Annotated in this window: 15 protein-coding genes; 8 read left to right on the top strand and 7 right to left on the bottom strand. The window is 64.8% G+C overall.

Going from position 1 to position 16,503, the window contains the following annotated elements:
• Positions 1–198 precede the first annotated feature (198 nt).
• The 6 genes from BLV45_RS26890 to BLV45_RS01545 all read left to right on the top strand — a co-directional run bounded on the left by BLV45_RS26890 (position 199) and on the right by BLV45_RS01545 (position 6,249).
• Entirely contained in the window at positions 199–534 is a 336-nt protein-coding gene (locus BLV45_RS26890; protein WP_143130373.1) for a hypothetical protein, read from the top strand.
• Positions 535–820: 286 nt separating this feature from the next.
• The gene (gene glyQ / locus BLV45_RS01565; RefSeq protein ID WP_090527984.1) at positions 821–1,828 is read left to right on the top strand and encodes a glycine--tRNA ligase subunit alpha; all 1,008 of its coding nucleotides are present in this window, start codon (positions 821–823) and stop codon (positions 1,826–1,828) included.
• Between the two features lie 15 nt (positions 1,829–1,843).
• Positions 1,844–3,940: a glycine--tRNA ligase subunit beta gene (gene glyS / locus BLV45_RS01560; RefSeq protein ID WP_090527981.1), complete on the top strand. Its 2,097-nt coding sequence runs from the start codon at positions 1,844–1,846 to the stop codon at positions 3,938–3,940.
• Between the two features lie 10 nt (positions 3,941–3,950).
• A complete protein-coding gene (gmhB, locus tag BLV45_RS01555) occupies positions 3,951–4,511 on the top strand; it encodes a D-glycero-beta-D-manno-heptose 1,7-bisphosphate 7-phosphatase (protein ID WP_090527978.1) in 561 nt (186 codons plus the stop codon).
• A 40-nt stretch (positions 4,512–4,551) separates the two neighbouring features.
• Positions 4,552–5,310 carry a lysophospholipid acyltransferase family protein gene (locus BLV45_RS01550; protein WP_090527976.1) on the top strand — a complete coding sequence of 253 codons (759 nt, stop codon included), beginning with the start codon at positions 4,552–4,554 and terminating at the stop codon, positions 5,308–5,310.
• 45 nt (positions 5,311–5,355) lie between these two features.
• Positions 5,356–6,249: a M48 family metallopeptidase gene (locus BLV45_RS01545; RefSeq protein WP_090530936.1), complete on the top strand. Its 894-nt coding sequence runs from the start codon at positions 5,356–5,358 to the stop codon at positions 6,247–6,249.
• Positions 6,250–6,346: 97 nt separating this feature from the next.
• Here the strand turns inward: BLV45_RS01545 and gloA are convergent, their stop codons facing one another.
• The 4 genes from gloA to BLV45_RS01525 all read right to left on the bottom strand — a co-directional run bounded on the left by gloA (position 6,347) and on the right by BLV45_RS01525 (position 10,422).
• Positions 6,347–6,733 (bottom strand): lactoylglutathione lyase, encoded by a 387-nt coding sequence (gene gloA, locus BLV45_RS01540; RefSeq protein ID WP_090527973.1) that lies wholly within the window; start codon positions 6,731–6,733, stop codon positions 6,347–6,349.
• A 74-nt stretch (positions 6,734–6,807) separates the two neighbouring features.
• Complete coding sequence (locus BLV45_RS01535; protein WP_090527971.1) at positions 6,808–8,424, bottom strand: AMP-binding protein; 1,617 nt, start codon at positions 8,422–8,424, stop codon at positions 6,808–6,810.
• Between the two features lie 237 nt (positions 8,425–8,661).
• Complete coding sequence (locus BLV45_RS01530) at positions 8,662–9,339, bottom strand: TetR/AcrR family transcriptional regulator (protein ID WP_176954050.1); 678 nt, start codon at positions 9,337–9,339, stop codon at positions 8,662–8,664.
• A gap of 135 nt (positions 9,340–9,474) precedes the next feature.
• Positions 9,475–10,422: a LysR family transcriptional regulator gene (locus BLV45_RS01525; protein WP_176954049.1), complete on the bottom strand. Its 948-nt coding sequence runs from the start codon at positions 10,420–10,422 to the stop codon at positions 9,475–9,477.
• A gap of 295 nt (positions 10,423–10,717) precedes the next feature.
• On the opposite strand from BLV45_RS01525, the gene BLV45_RS01520 reads away from it, so the two are divergent.
• The gene (locus BLV45_RS01520; RefSeq protein ID WP_090527963.1) at positions 10,718–12,073 is read left to right on the top strand and encodes an MFS transporter; all 1,356 of its coding nucleotides are present in this window, start codon (positions 10,718–10,720) and stop codon (positions 12,071–12,073) included.
• A 105-nt stretch (positions 12,074–12,178) separates the two neighbouring features.
• Here the strand turns inward: BLV45_RS01520 and BLV45_RS01515 are convergent, their stop codons facing one another.
• Positions 12,179–13,294: a porin gene (locus BLV45_RS01515; protein WP_090527960.1), complete on the bottom strand. Its 1,116-nt coding sequence runs from the start codon at positions 13,292–13,294 to the stop codon at positions 12,179–12,181.
• A gap of 320 nt (positions 13,295–13,614) precedes the next feature.
• On the opposite strand from BLV45_RS01515, the gene BLV45_RS01510 reads away from it, so the two are divergent.
• Positions 13,615–14,553 (top strand): DMT family transporter, encoded by a 939-nt coding sequence (locus BLV45_RS01510; RefSeq protein WP_090530933.1) that lies wholly within the window; start codon positions 13,615–13,617, stop codon positions 14,551–14,553.
• A 48-nt stretch (positions 14,554–14,601) separates the two neighbouring features.
• Here the strand turns inward: BLV45_RS01510 and rsmA are convergent, their stop codons facing one another.
• Positions 14,602–15,459 carry a 16S rRNA (adenine(1518)-N(6)/adenine(1519)-N(6))-dimethyltransferase RsmA gene (gene rsmA / locus BLV45_RS01505; RefSeq protein WP_090527958.1) on the bottom strand — a complete coding sequence of 286 codons (858 nt, stop codon included), beginning with the start codon at positions 15,457–15,459 and terminating at the stop codon, positions 14,602–14,604.
• A 22-nt stretch (positions 15,460–15,481) separates the two neighbouring features.
• Positions 15,482–16,498 carry a 4-hydroxythreonine-4-phosphate dehydrogenase PdxA gene (pdxA, locus tag BLV45_RS01500; protein ID WP_090527955.1) on the bottom strand — a complete coding sequence of 339 codons (1,017 nt, stop codon included), beginning with the start codon at positions 16,496–16,498 and terminating at the stop codon, positions 15,482–15,484.
• Positions 16,499–16,503: the final 5 nt, after the last annotated feature.

The following is a 16,503-nucleotide window of genomic DNA, read 5'->3' as shown; positions in this document are numbered from 1 at the left end:
ACGCGAAAGTAGCATAAGCGTGGCCACACTCCAAAGTAGAAAATCTCGAAATTCACGCTTTTTCACATATGAAAACCTAAAGAATTTCCGTCGCGGGCCGTTACGACGTACAGCGGGTTTGTTGGCACCGTCGCGCCGCGACAGACAGACCGATTACGATTTCCGCCAGCGACGTGATGTTCAGCCACATGAGCGCTCATGCGCGGACTCGTTGGCAGTGCCGCCGAACGTGCGGCTGGCTCCGCTGTCGATGCAACAATCGACGACAACGCGCTCGACAACCATCATTGCCTGTATGCGGACGTGCATGCATTCAGCGCCACGTGCCCGTGCGTGGGTTCGCTCCGACGCGCGCTTGACGCATCCATCGTCATTCATTCTCAAGGGAGCTTCATATCCCCCACCTTCCCGCTCGACTATCTCGCGGCGATCGCTCTTTCGCGCGTGGTCGGCAGTTGGCGCATCGCGCCCAGTTCGGTTATTTCTTCGCGGCGCAGACGGTCGACGGTACCGGTCAATACGTCGCCGGTGTAAAGCGGCAAGGGCGAATGGAGTCGTGCATGGTCCGGTTGCATCAGCGAATGATCGATCGCACGGGTACCGAGCCCACGCAGTTCGCGCAAACGCAGGCATGTCAGGACGGCGACTCGATCACCGGATCGTCTGTAGAAGTCGAAAATGGCCTGCCACTCACCAATAACGTAAAAGGACGCACCCAGCGCCCTTTCCGTTAAAATCCATGACTTGGCACTTTGCTCACGGCCACCCTCCTGCGTGCCCTGGCGCCCGCGGCGTGGCCCTTATGCCTGAAAGGCACTTCATGCTCACGTTTCAGCAAATCATCCTGACGCTGCAATCCTACTGGGACAAGCAGGGTTGCGCGCTGCTCCAGCCGATCGACATGGAAGTCGGCGCGGGCACGTCCCACGTTCACACGTTCCTGCGCGCGATCGGCCCCGAGCCGTGGCGCGCCGCGTACGTCCAGCCGTCGCGCCGGCCGAAAGACGGCCGCTATGGCGAAAATCCGAACCGTCTGCAGCACTACTACCAGTATCAGGTCGTGCTGAAGCCCGCGCCGGAAAACATCCTCGACCTGTACTTAGGCTCGCTCGAAGCGCTCGGCTTCGACCTGAAGCAGAACGACGTGCGTTTCGTCGAGGACGACTGGGAAAACCCGACGCTCGGCGCATGGGGTCTTGGCTGGGAAGTCTGGCTGAACGGCATGGAAGTCACGCAATTCACGTATTTCCAGCAGGTGGGCGGTCTCGACTGCAAGCCGGTGCTCGGCGAAATCACCTACGGGCTCGAGCGTCTCGCGATGTATCTGCAGAAGGTCGAGAACGTGTACGACCTCGTCTGGACCGAATGGGAAGAACAAGGCCCGAACGGTCCGGAAATGCGTCGCCTCACGTATGGCGACGTGTATCACCAGAACGAAGTCGAGCAGTCGACGTACAACTTCGAACACGCGAACGTCGATCTGCTGTTCACGTTCTTCAACAGCTACGAAGCGGAAGCGAAGCGCATGATCGACGCGCAGATCGCGTTGCCCGCGTACGAGCTCGTGCTGAAGGCCGGCCACACGTTCAACCTGCTCGACGCGCGCGGCGCGATTTCCGTGACAGAGCGCGCGGCGTATATCGGCCGCATCCGCGCGCTGTCGCGTCTCGTTGCCCAGGCCTACTACGATTCGCGCGAAAAGCTCGGCTTCCCGATGCTCGGCAATCCGGTACACGGCGTGCCCGGCCTCACCACCGATGCACAGGACGCCGCGATGCCCGCCTGGGCGCCGCCGCTCAAAGTCGAACGCAAGATCGATCAGGACTGACGAGACCACGAACACATGACTCATCCCCAACACACCCTGCTCGTCGAACTGCTGACCGAGGAACTGCCGCCGAAAGCGCTCGCGCGTCTCGGCGACGCATTCGCCGAAGGCATCGCGCAGCGCCTCGCGGCGCGCGACCTGATCGACGGCGAGCCGTCGTTCGAACGTTACGCCACGCCGCGGCGTCTCGCGATCGTCATCCAGAACGTGCGCGACGTCGCGCCTGAAAAACACGTGCGCGAGAAGGTGCTGCCCGTCTCCGTGGCGCTCGACAAGGACGGCCAGCCCACCGCGCCGCTCGCGAAGAAACTCGCGGCGCTCGGCTTCCCCGATTTCCCGGTACACGATCTCGAACGCGCACCGGACGGCAAGGCCGAAGCGTTCTTCCTGCGCTATGCGGCACCTGGCGCCACGCTCGCCGAAGGCCTGCAGGCCGCGCTCGACGAAACGCTGGCAAAGCTGCCGATCCCGAAGGTCATGACGTATCAGCGTCCCGACGGTGCCAACGTGCAGTTCGTGCGTCCGGCACATCGTCTGACCGCATTGCATGGCAACACGGTCGTGCCGGTCAGCGCCCTCGGCGTCGACGCCGACGACACGACGCTCGGCCATCGCTTCCTGTCGGAAGGTTTCGTGCAGATCCAGCACGCTGACGCCTACGCGGAAACGCTGATGCACAAGGGCCGCGTGATCGCGAATTTCGCGGAGCGCAAGGAAACGATCCGCACGCATCTACTCGCGCAGGCTGAAGGCGATCAGGTCGTGATGCCCGAAGCGCTGCTCGACGAAGTGACGTCGCTCGTCGAATGGCCGGCTGTGTACGCCTGCAACTTCGAGGACGAATTCCTGCAGGTGCCGCAGGAATGCCTGATCCTCACGATGCAGACGAACCAGAAGTACTTCGCGCTCACCGATGCGGCGGGCAAGCTGCGCTCGCGTTTCCTGATCGTCTCGAACATCGAGACGAAGACGCCGGGCGACATCATCGAGGGCAATGAGCGCGTGGTGCGTCCGCGTCTTGCCGATGCGAAGTTCTTCTTCACGCAGGACAAGAAGAAGCCGCTCGCCGATCGCGTGCCGCTGCTCGCGAACGTCGTGTATCACAACAAGCTCGGCTCGGCGCTGCAACGCGTCGAACGCGTCGAAGCGCTGGCTGGCGCGATCGCCGGCATGCTGAACGCCGACGTCGCGCTCGCAAAGCGCGCGGCGCGTCTCGCGAAGGCCGACCTGATCACCGACATGGTCGGCGAATTCCCGGAACTGCAGGGCACGATGGGCACGTACTACGCGCGCCACGACGGCGAGCCGGAAGAAGTCGCGCTCGCGTGCTCGGAACACTATCAGCCGCGTTTCTCGGGCGATGCGCTGCCGGCCACCCCCACCGGCACGATCGTCGCGCTCGCGGACAAGCTCGAAACGCTCGTCGGCATCTGGGGCATCGGCCTGCAACCGACCGGCGAAAAAGACCCGTTCGCGCTGCGCCGTCATGCGCTGGGCGTGCTGCGTATCCTCGTCGAGAAGCAGTTGCCGGTGGACCTCGTCGAACTGCTGCGCGCGGCGTATGCGCAGTTCGCATCGGTGCCGAACGTCGCCGATTCGACGGCGGCGATCTACGAATTCAGCATGGATCGCCTGAAGGGTCTCCTGCGCGAACGCGGCCATGCGGCAGGCGAAATCGATGCGGTGCTTGCGCTGAACCCGACGCGCCTCGACGACATCGTCGCGCGGCTCGACGCGGTGCGCGAATTCGCGGCGCTCGCCGAAGCGGCCTCGCTCGCGGCGGCGAACAAGCGGATCTCGAACATCCTGAAGAAGTCGGAAGGCGCGACGGCGGGTGGCGTGCAGCCCGCGCTCTTCATCGAACCGGCCGAAAAGGCGTTGTACGCGCAGCTCGAACAGGTTGCGCCACGCGTGCAGGCGCAACTCGCCGGGCGCAACTACACGGGCGCGCTCACCGCGCTTGCCGCGTTGCGCGAACCGGTCGATGCGTTCTTCAACGATGTCATGGTCAACGCCGAAGACCCGGCGTTGCGCGCGAACCGTCTGGCGCTCCTCGGTACACTGCATCAGCAGATGAACTGCGTCGCCGATATTTCGCGGCTCGCCACCTGAGCGCCACATCATGCCGACCAGCGTGAAAAAAATCGTAGTGCTCGACCGCGACGGCGTGATCAACGCCGATTCGGATGCGTACATCAAATCGCCAGACGAATGGATCCCGCTGCCGGGCGCGCTCGAAGCGATCGCGCGCCTCACGCAGGCGGGATATCGCATCGCGGTCGCGACGAACCAGTCGGGCATCGGGCGTGGCCTTTTCGACATGAACACGCTGAACGCGATGCATCTGAAGATGCACAAGATGGTCGCGGCAGTCGGCGGCCGCATCGACGCCGTGTTCTTCTGTCCGCATACGGCGGAAGATCAATGCGAATGCCGCAAGCCGAAGCCCGGCATGCTGAAGATGATCGCCGAGCGCTTCGAGATCGATCCGGAAGACACGCCGTGCGTCGGCGATTCGCTGCGCGATCTGCAGGCGGCCGCGGCGCTCGGTTTTGTTCCGCATCTGGTGCTGACCGGCAAGGGCAAGAAAACGCTCGCCGCGGGCGGCCTGCCAGAAGGCACGATCGTGCATGATGACCTGCGTGCGTTCGCGCTCGACTTCCTGTCAGAAGAACTCGAGTGATGCGGCCCATACGCGTCACTTTCATGGATTGACCACACCGATGCGCTTTATCCGTTCGCTCCTGTTGCTGATCTATTTCGTCGTATTCACCGTGCCGTACGCAACCGCGTGCTTCATCGCGTTTCCGTTCATGCGTGCCGACAACCGCTACTGGATGGCCGCGGGCTGGTGCAGGTCGACGCTGCACGTCGCGCGCTGGCTGACCGGCATCCGCTACCGGATCGAAGGTCTCGAGAATCTGCCCGACGGCCCCGCCGTGCTGCTGTCGAAGCATCAGTCGGCGTGGGAAACGCTCGCGTTTCCGGCGCTGATGCCGCGACCGCTTTGCTATGTGTTCAAGCGCGAACTGCTCTTCGTGCCGTTCTTCGGCTGGGCGCTCGGCATGCTGAAGATGGTTCACATCGATCGCAAGGAAGGCAAGTACGCGTTCGACTCCGTGATCAGACAGGGCAAGGCACGCATGGCCGAAGGCGCATGGGTCATCATGTTCCCGGAAGGCACGCGTACGCCGACGGGCAAGCAGGGCAAGTACAAGACGGGCGGCCCACGCTTTGCGATCGCGAGCGGCGCACCGGTCGTGCCGATCGCGCACAACGCGGGCCGCGTGTGGCCGCGCAACTCGTTCATCAAATATCCGGGTATAGTCACAGTGTCGATCGGCAAGCCGATTGAGACAACGGGGCTCACGCCCGACGAAGTGAACACGCGCGTCGAAACGTGGATCGAAGCGGAAATGCGTCGCATCGATCCTGCTGCGTACAGCGCTGCGCAAAGCACGCCTGCCGCTGCCCGAATCTGACGCGCCCCACGCCATCACGTGGCGTATAGCGCGAAGCCGAAGCCGATGCCGAAGTCTCCCAAGCCGCAGCCCGCCGCGGCGCTCGATAGCCGGCAACTCGATCTGCCGCTCTTTGCCGAGCCGGCCGTCCCGATGCCGCCCTCCCCCGCGTCACCGCCCTCCTCTCTGACGCCGCCTTCGTCACAGAAACCGGGCGCCCTGTACGCGCCCGACGGCACGAAGCTGCGCAGCCTCACCCTCGGTTCGCAGACGCTCCACTATCTGTTGAAGCGCTCGGCGCGCCGGTCGATCGGTTTCGCGATCGACAGCACGGGTCTCATGATCACCGCGCCGCGCTGGGTCACGCTCGCCGATATCGAAACGGCCATCACCGAAAAGCAGCGCTGGATTTTCACGAAGCTCAACGAATGGCAGAACCGCGTCGAGCAGCGCGCGCTGCCGCAGGTCGACTGGAAAGATGGTGCGCAGGTGCCGTATCTCGGCAAGCCCATCAGCGTGACGCTGGCGGCTTCACGCGGCACGCTCGCGTTCGATGCACGCAGCGCCGCGCTCCTGCTGCCGTTGCCACAGCACGCCGATCCGCAGCAGATCAAGGACCGCGTGCAGGGCTGGCTGCAGAGCGAGGCGAAACGGATTTTCGGCGAGCGGCTCGCGATCTATGCCGAGAAGCTCGGCGTGGATTATCGCGCGTACGCGTTGTCTTCAGCAGCGACGCGCTGGGGCAGTTGTTCCAGCGACGGGCGCATCCGCCTTAACTGGCGGTTGATCCACTTTCCGCTTTCGATCATCGATTACGTCGTCGCGCACGAACTCGCGCATCTGCGCGAGATGAACCACAGCCCGCGATTCTGGGAAACGGTCGAGTCGATCTTTCCCGAGTTCCGCGAGGCGCGGCAAACGCTCAAGCATCATCCGCCGGAATTGCTGCCCACGCTTTAACATCGCGCGAATCTCGCGACCATGCAGAAGGCCCGCTTGCAAAGCGGGCCTTCTGTTTTGTTGCCGCGCTACACATGTGGCGTGTAGCGTGTGGGCGTTACGGTTTCTTCTGGATGAATTCGATCTTGTAGCCGTCCGGGTCGGTCACGAACGCGATGACGGTCGTGCCGTGTTTCATCGGGCCGGCTTCGCGCACGACCGTGCCGCCCTGTGCCTTGATCTTTTCGCACGCGGCGTAGGCGTCGTCGACTTCGACGGCCAGATGGCCGAACGCCGTGCCCATCTCATACGATTCCGTGTCCCAGTTGTGCGTGAGTTCGAGCACGGTGCCATCGCGTTCGTCTTCGTAGCCGACGAACGCAAGCGTGAATTTTCCTTCCGGATAGTCGTTGCGGCGCAGCACTTTCATGCCGAGCAGTTCGGTATAGAAGGCGATCGAACGGTCGAGATTGCCGACCCGGAGCATGGTGTGAAGCAGACGCATCGTAGACCCCCTGTTGCATGTGACGTCGAGGACGTAAATGTACCAAGGAACCCACGAAGCCGCTGGCGCTCAGCTCAACCGGCGTCGTCGCGCAGCGCGCGCCGCAGGATCTTGCCGACCGCGCTCTTTGGCAGCTCGGTGCGGAATTCGATCAGCTTCGGGTGCTTGTAACCGGTGAGCTGCTGCGCGCAGAACGCGAAGATGTCCGTCTGCGAAAGCGCCGGATCTTTCCTGACGATGAAGAGCTTCACGACTTCGCCCGAATGCGCATCCGGCACGCCGACCGCCACCACTTCGAAGACACCCGGATGTTTCGCGACGACATCCTCGATCTCGTTCGGATACACGTTGAAGCCCGACACGATGATCATGTCCTTCTTGCGATCGACGAGCTTCACGAAACCGCGCTCGTTCATCACGCCGATGTCACCCGAGCGGAAGAAGCCGTCGGGCGTCATCACGCTCGCCGTTTCTTCCGGACGGTTCCAGTAGCCCGCCATCACCTGCGGCCCGCGAATGCAGATTTCGCCGGGTTCGCCCAGCGGCATTTCGCGGCCGTCGTCGTCGCGAATCGAGATTTCCGTCGACGGCAGCGGCACGCCGATCGAGCCGCTGAACGCCGTCGCGCCGGGCGGACTGGTGCTGACCGAAGGCGACGTCTCCGACAACCCGTAACCTTCGACGATCGGCACGCCCGTCACCGCCTGCCAGCGCGCCGCGACGGCCTGCTGAACGGCCATGCCGCCGCCCGTCGCCTGAACCAGCTTCGAGAAATCGAGCGACGCGAAATCCGGATCGTTGACGAGCGCGTTGAAGAGCGTGTTCACCGCCGGAAACGCGTTGATCGCAAAGCCGCGCAGCGTGCGAACCATCGCGGGAATATCGCGCGGATTCGGAATCAGGATGCCGAGACCGCCGGTTCGCATCGACAGCAGCCCGCACACGGTGAGCCCGAACACGTGATACAGCGGCAACGCGACGACCGTGACGTACTGCCCGATATCGTCGCGGCCGCGCAGGGCCGCTTCGCGCCATGCTTCGGATTGCAGCACGTTCGCGATCAGGTTGCGATGCAGCAGCGTCGCGCCTTTCGACACGCCGGTCGTGCCGCCGGTGTACTGCAGCACGGCGACGTCGTCGGGCGAGATGGCGACGCGCGTGAAGGGCGCATCCGCGCCCTGCTGAAGCGCCTGGTCGAACGTCACGTGCGAAGTAGACGCTGTGTCCGTCTGGCCGCCCGCCGAAGCCACCACCACGTGACGCACCGGTGTATTGTGCCCAAGCGCGTTGAACGTCGGCAGGAAGGTGTCGAGCAGCACGATCGCCTGCGCGCCGCTGTCGTTCAGCTGATGTTCCAGTTCGCGCGCCGTGTACAGCGGATTCACGTTCACGACGACATAACCGGCGCGCAGGATCGCGGCGAGCGTCACCGGATACTGCAACAGGTTTGGCAGCATCACGGCGATCCGCGCGCCAGGTTCGAGACCTTGCGACTGGAACCACGCGGCCAGTGCGCGCGAGCGGTTGTCGAGTTCGGCGTAGGACAGCTCGCGCCCCATGCAGACGAACGCGGTGCGCGTCGCGAACGTGAGAAAGGCCGCTTCGAGCAGCCCGGCGAGCGAACCGTGCGGTGTGGTGTCGATTTCCGCGGGCACGCCGGGTGGGTACGATTTCAGCCAGATTTTTTCCATGTCTCCTCCATTTTCGCGTCGGGTCGGGTCGGGACGCGTCGCCGTGCGTCTGCGTTATCGTGCGGCAAGTGCCGGCATGCGTCGCGACGGTTGATCAAAACACGCGAAGAACGCCTGCAACTGCTCCAGCGCAACTTCCTTGCTGCTCACGCCCACCGCCAGCATGGCGGGCAGGTCGCTTAAGGCATCCAGCGCAATCGATACCGGAATTCCTGTTCCGTTTCATGCAAAAAAATACTACGCTGCCGGCAGATCGAGGCAACGGCGAAACTGACGCTGAAGGTAAGGCGCAAGACGGCGACTTGTCAGCGACAGCGGCCCCGGGTCGTTCAACACGCTGTTCACCAGCATGCCAAGCACCAACTGCAACGCGGCGAGCACTTCGAATTCGAGCGCGGCGCGCTCCGCTTTCGGGCCGGCTCCGAGTGCGAGGGCATCGACCAGCTTCGGCACGATCAACCCCTGGACTTCATCGTTGCTGTGGCGGATCGCGTCCCAGGTCGATTTGCGCTGCGACGCGCGCAGGAGCGACGCGTGGTACAGCCCGCGGTTGCGGCGAAACGCGCGCAGGTACAGCTGGATCACCGCATCGGCGATGGCGCCCGCTTCGTTCGACTGCCACACGGCGTCGGACGTCAGCGCTTCGCGCACGTTGTCGAGCCCTTCGGCAATCACGCGTTCCTGCACGACGTCGAAAAACGTGTCCTTGTTGTCGAAACGCCGGTAAAACGCGCCGATCGACGTACCCGCGCGCTCGACGATATCCGTGATCGACAGGTCGTCGAGATTGCCGCTCTCCTCGATCAGCGCGCGCCCCGCCTCCAGCATCTTCGCGAAGCCGAGCTGACTGCGGGTCTGAAGCGGAGCGCTGGTGGTCTGGAGCGGTTCGCGGGGGCGTCGTTGAGCGGTGGGCATGCGTGTCGCGGCAATCTGGCGGTACTGCGTGGCGTCTCGCGGTGCAATGCCAGCGGGCATCGAACCGGAATCTGGATTCCGGATCGTCCGCGATCGGGCGGCCGTTGTCAACGGCATCCAGGGAAAGTCCCCGGTCTATGCGGTCGTGTGCAGGAAGTTTTCGGCCTCGGCTTTCGCGTCGGCCATCACCTGTTCCGCGATCGCCAGCGCGGAACGCGCGGCGGGCGAAGGGGTGCGCTCGGCGAGCGACACGAGCGCGAATTCGAGCCCCAGTCTGGGCGAATTGCTCAGCGTGACGCGCGCGAGCCGCCGCGCGCCGAGGTCACGCCGCAGGGCGGATGCCGTTGAGAACATCACGGCGTCGGTCTGCGCAACCACGCCCTTTAGCACCGCGATATCGTTGCACTCGGTCTGCAGCGGAATCTGTTCGTGCGAGCGGAACTTGAGCATCCGGTGCAGCGCGTCCTTCATGAACGCGGGCAGCGACACCGACACGAGCGGAAACGCCCGCAGCGCCGACAGCGGCACCGCGGCGCCCGCCAGCAGCGGATGCCCCGGGCGGACGAACCATCCGCCCTCGTGACGCGGCAGCCGGTGCATCGTCACGTCGGGCACGATGGGCGGCACGCGCCGGTCGGTCACGAGAAAATCGATCTGCTCGGTGCGCAGCTTGGCGAGGAGCACCTCGCCGTCGCCCAGTTCGATCGATACCTTGATCTTGGGAAAACGCTGCGCGAACTCGACCAGCAGGTCGGGCAGTAAAATCGCAGCCACGTACGGACCCAGCCCGATGCGCACCTCGCCGAGTTCATGCGCGTTCAGCAGTTCGACGTCGCGAAAAAGACAGCGGGTTTCGAACAGCACGCGCCGCGCCCGGTCCACGAGCAGACGCCCGGCCGCGGTCACCGCGACGCCCCGCGTGGCGCGGTCGAAGAGCTTCATGCCGAGTTCGTCTTCCAGCGCCTGGATGCTGCGGCTCAGCGCCGGCTGGCTCAGATGCACGCGCACCGCGGCACGCGCGAAGCTGCCTTCCTCGGCGAGCGCGACAAGATGGGTGAGGCGGCGGGAACTGATCTCATGCATTTGATGCAACGTCCTCATAATGAGATTGCACTTGAATTATTCCTTTATACCACCTCAAATGGGCGAAAACACGGCGACCAACCCGCTGCGTGGCAAACCATCAGGGTTGCCACGCACTGAACGTTGGGCCAGAACAGAAAGATAAGGAGACAACTTTTGCCCACTTCGTATTTCGCCTTGCGATCCGGTTCGCCGGCATGCGCGCAGCGCTTCCACGCGTCAGCGCGGGCGACCCACAACGCCCATCCTGTCCGCTCGAACCCGCCGCGACGCCGCCGCCTCCGGGGAGGTTTCCATGCCTGAAGCACAAGGTTCGGGGCTCGGCATCGCACACGCGGCGCCGGTACAGGCCAGTGGAAGCCGCCGCTGGGTGATCGTTGCATCGCTGTTCCTGTTCATGGTGATCAACTTCGCGGACAAGGCCGTGCTCGGCCTCGTCGCGGTGCCGATGATGCGCGACATGCACCTGACGCACGCGCAGTTCGGCCTCGTTGGCAGCGCGTTTTTCCTGCTGTTTTCGCTATCGGGGGTCGGCTTCGGGCTCATCGCCGATCGCGTCGACGTCAAATGGCTGCTGGCCGGGCTCGCGCTGACCTGGGCCGTCGCGCAGTTGCCGCTCGCGTGGCCGGCCAGCTTCGCGGTGCTGATCGCGTGCCGCGTGCTGCTCGGCGCGGGTGAAGGCCCCGCGGCGGCGCTCGCGCTGCACGTCGCGTACACGTGGTTCGACGATCACGAACGCAGCCTGCCGACGACGTTCGTCCAGTTGGGTGCGACCGCGGGCGTCGTCATCGCCGGGCCGCTGCTCACCTGGGTGACCGGGCGCTGGGACTGGCACGCGGCGTTTCTCGCGCTGGGCGTGGTGGGCGTGCTGTGGACGCTGCTGTGGCTGTGCGTCGGCAAGACGGGCGGTGCAGGCGGCGGCACGGCCAGCGACAATGCGTCCGCGATGCCGCGCAACCGTGTGCCCGCACTGCGCGTTGCGGTTGATCCGCGCACACGCGTGAGCTACCGGCGCCTGCTCGCCGATCGCACGGTGATCGGCGTGCTGCTGCAATGTTTCGTCGGATATGCGGTGATCGCGATCGGGCTCACCTGGGTGCCGGCTTATTTCCGCGTCGGGCTCGGCTTCGATGCGACGCAGACCGGCAACCTGTTCGGCCTGCAGGTCGCGACGCAGATTCCCGTCGGCATCGCGCTCGCCGTCTTCTCACACCGTCTGTTGAAACGCGGCGTGACGACGCGCCGCGCGCGCGGCACGCTGATCAGCGTGGCCTGCGTCGTCAGCGGCATCGCGTACTGCATGCTGTATTCGGGCACGTCGCCGCTCGTCAAAGTCGGCCTGCTGGCCGTTGCGTTCGCGCTGGCAAGCCAGGTGTTCACGTTCGGACCGCTGCTCGTCGCGGAGATCGCACCCACTGCGCAACGGGGCGCGTTGCTGGCGATCACGAACGCGATCGTGACGGTGGCGGGCCTGATCGGACCTGTCGCGATGGGCAAACTGCTCGGTGTAGCCAGCGATCATGTGGGCTATGAGACTGGCTTCGCGGTCACGGGTGTGCTGCTGATCCTGACGGGCATTGCCGGCTTCACGCTGCTCGATCCGCAGCGCTCGCGGCAGAAGCTGCAGGCGGTCGCCGGGCCTGGCTATTGAGGGAACACGAAAGAAGCACGAAGGAAGCGCGCGTGGGCTCGCGAACAACGACGTCACGCGCGCGCCGCAGCCGGGCGCGAACCTGAGCGCCCTCGCCCCTCCCGCTCAGAACAGATGACGCAGGCCCGCCATGATGCCAAGCTGCGTGCTCTTCTGCGCGAGCCCGACACCGTTCACGCCCTGCAGCTGCGCGCCGATCAGGTCGCCGCGATACTGCGCATAGTCGCCTTCGAGATAGACGTCGGTGCGCTTTGACAGCGCGTAGTCAGCGACGAGCTGATACTGCCACGCCGAGCCGTCCTGGGCGGCCGTCTTGCCGTCCTGCAGCGTGCGCCAGACGTTCGCGGCCAGATGCCACGCCACGCCGATCTGCTGCGTGATGCCGCCCATGATCATGCGACGCTTCGAGAAGTCCGTGTACTTGAGCGCCGCGAGCGCGGCCGCCGTGAACGGGCCATTGGCGAAGTTGGAAAAGCCCGCGTCGTTCTGGTTGACGATGTAGCCGAGAGCAAAACGCGTCTTGTCCCACGTGTACGAACCGCCGACCGTCCACGCGAGCGACCCCGAACCGTTGACCGAATCCTTCGACTCCTCGTACGCCGCGCCGAGACTGACCGGGCCGCCCTTCGGCGCATACGCCATCGCCGCGCCATACTGGCTGCCATACGACGTGTGGCCCGCGACGCCGCCCACCGCATACGCCGCCGAGAACAGGATGTCGTGAAAATGCGCCTGATACTGAACCTGGTTGCTGGTCCAGATGCCACCGGACAGCGTGACTTCCGGCTGGTAGCTGAAGTCGTACGGAATCCACGGATTGCTGCCGTATCCGCCGATCGTGATGCCTTCGATCATCACGTTGAACTGGCGCCCGATGATGACCTGGCCATATGACGTGGACCGGATGCCGATCTGCGCTTCGTTGAAGAACGGCAGCGTCGGATCGCTCTGGCCGCCGTTCAGATAGAAGCGGTTTTCGAGCTTGAAGAAGGTGCTCCAGCCACCGCCCAGGTCTTCGACGCCCTTCATGCCCCAGCGGCTCTCGCTCATGCCGCCGTTGCCCATCGCGACTTTCGAATCGCCCGCCCTGTCGACGTTCGTCATGTAGCGGATGCTGCCGTCGACGATTCCATAGAGCGTGACGCTGGATTGCGCGTGCGCCATCTGGCACGCGAGCGCCGCCGGAATCAGTGCAAAACGCCACGTGCTCAGCTTCGTCATACGGTCTCCCCTGGCAGTGCAGGATTGCGAACCTTGCATGACGGCCACTCTCGGAACGAGAGGCCGGTGGAACGTCTGAGGAATGTACCCCAGAGCGTCGCGAGCGGCCAGAAGGTCCGTGCGTGGCGTGGTGAAATGGAAGCACGCGCGCGTAGTGGGGTCATCGCATCGGTGACACGTGCCTTTTGATATGGTATGGCCTGCCCTTATACGAGACCGCCCATGATCCTGCGTTTTTGCACCACAGCATGCGCAAAGGCGCTTGCCGCCACACGTGCTACACGTGCCGCGCATGCCACGTGTGCCGTGCGGGCCGCACGATGAGCGCCGGCGCCGTTGCGGCTCGCCGTCCACCCGACACCGCTGCCATTCTGCTGATGGTCTTGCTGTGCGCGATCTGGGGCTTTCAGCAGGTCGCCATCAAGACTGCGAATGCCGCACTTCCACCGATATTCCAGGCGGGCCTGCGCTCGACGATCGCCACCGTGCTCGTGTACGGCTGGGCACGGCTGCGCGGCACGCCGCTCTTTCGCGACGACGGCACGCTCGGTGCCGGACTGCTCGCGGGTGTGCTGTTCGCGAGCGAATTCGTCTGCATCTTTCTTGGCCTGACGCTCACGAGCGCCTCGCGCATGGCGGTCTTTCTGTACACGGCGCCGTGCTTCACGGCACTCGGGCTGCACTGGTTCGTCGCGGGCGAACACATGCGGCGCATTCAGTGGGCTGGCGTCATCACCGCGTTCGCGGGCATGGCGCTCGCGTTCGCGGACGGCTTCGCGCGCGCCGGGTCGGAGAGCCATGCGGCGATGCTGGCGGGCGTAGCGGGCGATGCATTAGGTGTGCTCGGCGGCGTCGCATGGGCCGCGACGACGGTCGTCGTGCGCGCAACGAAGCTCGCGCATACGAGCGCGAGCAAGACGCTCTTCTATCAGCTGGCGGTATCGGCGGTGGTTCTGCTGGCGCTATCCGTGCCGCTCGGGCAGGTACACGTGGCGACGGTGACGCCGCTCGCGGTCGCGAGTCTCGCGTATCAGGCGGTGGTGGTCGCGTTCGTCAGCTATCTGGTCTGGTTCTGGCTGCTCACGCGCTACATGGCGTCGCGCCTCTCGGTGTTTTCGTTTCTGACGCCGCTCTTCGGCGTGACGTTCGGCGTGCTGCTGCTCGGCGAATCGTTCAACCTGCGGTTTCTGATGGCGGCCGTGCTCGTGCTCGCCGGCATCTCGCTCGTGAACGCGCCCGCGCTCCGGCGCACCACCTGAAACGCTAAAGCGTTTCAGGTAGCGACGCCCGGCGTAAAACGCGCGCGTTTACGCGGGTTCCGCGCCGCCTGGTCGCGCTTTCGGCGAAGCCGACACCGTCTGCGCGACGCGCACGTATTCGTCGACCGGCACGTCTTCCGCGCGACGCTGCAGATCGAAGCCGAGCGCATCGAAATCGACGACGTCGCGATACGCCGAGAGCGTGTTGCGCAGCATCTTGCGACGCTGTGAAAACGCGGCCATGACCACTTCGCCGAGCGTGCGAACGTCGACGTCCGGCAACTCGTGCGGCGCGTACGGAATCATGCGCACGATCGCCGAATTCACTTTCGGCGGCGGCTGGAACGATTCGGGCGGCACGTCGAGCAGCTTGTCGATCACGTAGCGATACTGCAGCATCACGGAAAGGCGGCCAAACGCCTTGCTGCCCGGCTCCGCGACCATGCGCTCGACGACTTCGTCCTGCAGCATGAAATGCTGGTCGATCACCACCGGCGCGAACGTCGTGAGATGAAACAGCAGCGGACTCGAAATGTTGTACGGCAGATTGCCGACGATCCGCAGCGACGGCTTGTCGCCCGGCACGGCGAGCGTGCCGAAGTCGAACGCGAGCGCGTCGCCCGCGTGCAGTTCGAGCCGGTCGCCGAACTGCTTCGTGAGACGCGCGATCAGGTCGCGGTCGAGTTCCACCGCGTGCAACGGCGCTTCGGGCGTCGAAAGGCGTTCGATCAGCGGACCGGTGAGCGCGCCGAGACCCGGCCCGATCTCGACCATGCGTTCGCCGCGTTTCGGCGCGATCACGTCGACGATCGAGTCGATCACGCCCATGTCGACCAGAAAATTCTGTCCGAACCGCTTGCGGGCGAAATGGCCCTGATGCTGTCTGCTGCCTGGGCTGTTGGACATCGAAAAAACAGTAAAAAAGAGTTCAGGCCGCGCGACGATGGCGCGCCATCGAAACGGCGGTGTCGATGGCGGCGATCAGGCTGCCCGCGTCCGCACGGCCCGTGCCGGCGAGATCGAGCGCGGTGCCGTGATCGACAGAAGTGCGGATGATCGGCAGGCCGAGCGTAACGTTGATGCCTTCGCCGAACGTGGCGTATTTCAGGACCGGCAGGCCCTGATCGTGGAACATCGCCAGCACGCAGTCGGCGTCTTTCAGATAGCGCGGCTGGAACAGCGTGTCGGCGGGATACGGGCCGCGTGCGTCGATGCCCGCTTCGTTTGCCCGCTTCAGCGCCGGCGCGATGACGTCGATTTCCTCGTGGCCGAGATAACCGTTTTCACCCGCGTGCGGGTTGAGCCCGGTGACCAGAACGCGCGGCGCGGGAATGCCGAAGTGATGACGCAGATCGTGATCGATGATACGCAGCGTCTCGACGAGACCGTCGATCGTGAGCGCCGCCGACACGTCCTTCAGCGGCAGGTGCGTCGTGGCCAGCGCGACGCGCAGCGGCCGCTGGCCGGTGCCCGCGAGCATCATCACGACACGCGGTGTGTGAGTGCGCTCCGCGAGATATTCGGTGTGGCCGGTGAAGGGCACGCCGGCATCGTTGATCGTGCTTTTTTGCAGCGGCGCGGTGACGATCGCATCGAATGTGTGCGCGAGCGCGCCGTCGATCGCGTGGTCAAGCAGCGTGAGCACGTAACGGCCGTTCGCCGCGTCGAGCCTGCCGGCCTGCGACGGCGCGTCAAGCGGCACGTGCTGCATCCGGATGCGGCCGCCCGCGCGCGCGCCGGTGAGCGCGGCCCAGTCGACGCCCACTGCCTGGGCGCGCTCTGCGATGAGCGCTGCGTCGCCGAGCACGGTGAACTGTGCGTCGGGCCAATGCGCCGCCGCAGCCGCGAGCGCCTGCGCCGTCAGTTCGGGACCGACACCGGCGGGTTCACCCGTCGTGATCGCGATCTGCAGCGGGGCGCCTTGCGGCTGGGCGGAGGGTGTCATGACCG

It is taken from the genome of Paraburkholderia sartisoli, assembly GCF_900107685.1.
GTDB classification, from domain to species: Bacteria; Pseudomonadota; Gammaproteobacteria; order Burkholderiales; family Burkholderiaceae; genus Paraburkholderia; species Paraburkholderia sartisoli.
The sequence above is the reverse complement of the archived record's forward strand: the minus strand, read 5'-3'. Positions and strand labels throughout refer to the sequence as shown.

Bases quoted from the DNA above. Each gene is read 5' to 3' on its own strand.
- BLV45_RS01530 (WP_176954050.1), bottom strand. From the start codon at position 9,339: ATGCCCACCGCTCAACGACGCCCCCGCGAACCGCTCCAGACCACCAGC.
- BLV45_RS01550 (WP_090527976.1), top strand. From the start codon at position 4,552: ATGCGCTTTATCCGTTCGCTCCTGTTGCTGATCTATTTCGTCGTATTC.
- glyQ (WP_090527984.1), top strand. From the start codon at position 821: ATGCTCACGTTTCAGCAAATCATCCTGACGCTGCAATCCTACTGGGAC.
- BLV45_RS26890 (WP_143130373.1), top strand. From the start codon at position 199: ATGCGCGGACTCGTTGGCAGTGCCGCCGAACGTGCGGCTGGCTCCGCT.
- BLV45_RS01520 (WP_090527963.1), top strand. From the start codon at position 10,718: ATGCCTGAAGCACAAGGTTCGGGGCTCGGCATCGCACACGCGGCGCCG.
- BLV45_RS01510 (WP_090530933.1), top strand. From the start codon at position 13,615: ATGAGCGCCGGCGCCGTTGCGGCTCGCCGTCCACCCGACACCGCTGCC.
- rsmA (WP_090527958.1), bottom strand. From the start codon at position 15,459: ATGTCCAACAGCCCAGGCAGCAGACAGCATCAGGGCCATTTCGCCCGC.
- BLV45_RS01535 (WP_090527971.1), bottom strand. From the start codon at position 8,424: ATGGAAAAAATCTGGCTGAAATCGTACCCACCCGGCGTGCCCGCGGAA.
- pdxA (WP_090527955.1), bottom strand. From the start codon at position 16,498: ATGACACCCTCCGCCCAGCCGCAAGGCGCCCCGCTGCAGATCGCGATC.
- gloA (WP_090527973.1), bottom strand. From the start codon at position 6,733: ATGCGTCTGCTTCACACCATGCTCCGGGTCGGCAATCTCGACCGTTCG.
- glyS (WP_090527981.1), top strand. From the start codon at position 1,844: ATGACTCATCCCCAACACACCCTGCTCGTCGAACTGCTGACCGAGGAA.
- BLV45_RS01525 (WP_176954049.1), bottom strand. From the start codon at position 10,422: ATGCATGAGATCAGTTCCCGCCGCCTCACCCATCTTGTCGCGCTCGCC.
- BLV45_RS01515 (WP_090527960.1), bottom strand. From the start codon at position 13,294: ATGACGAAGCTGAGCACGTGGCGTTTTGCACTGATTCCGGCGGCGCTC.
- BLV45_RS01545 (WP_090530936.1), top strand. From the start codon at position 5,356: ATGCCGAAGTCTCCCAAGCCGCAGCCCGCCGCGGCGCTCGATAGCCGG.
- gmhB (WP_090527978.1), top strand. From the start codon at position 3,951: ATGCCGACCAGCGTGAAAAAAATCGTAGTGCTCGACCGCGACGGCGTG.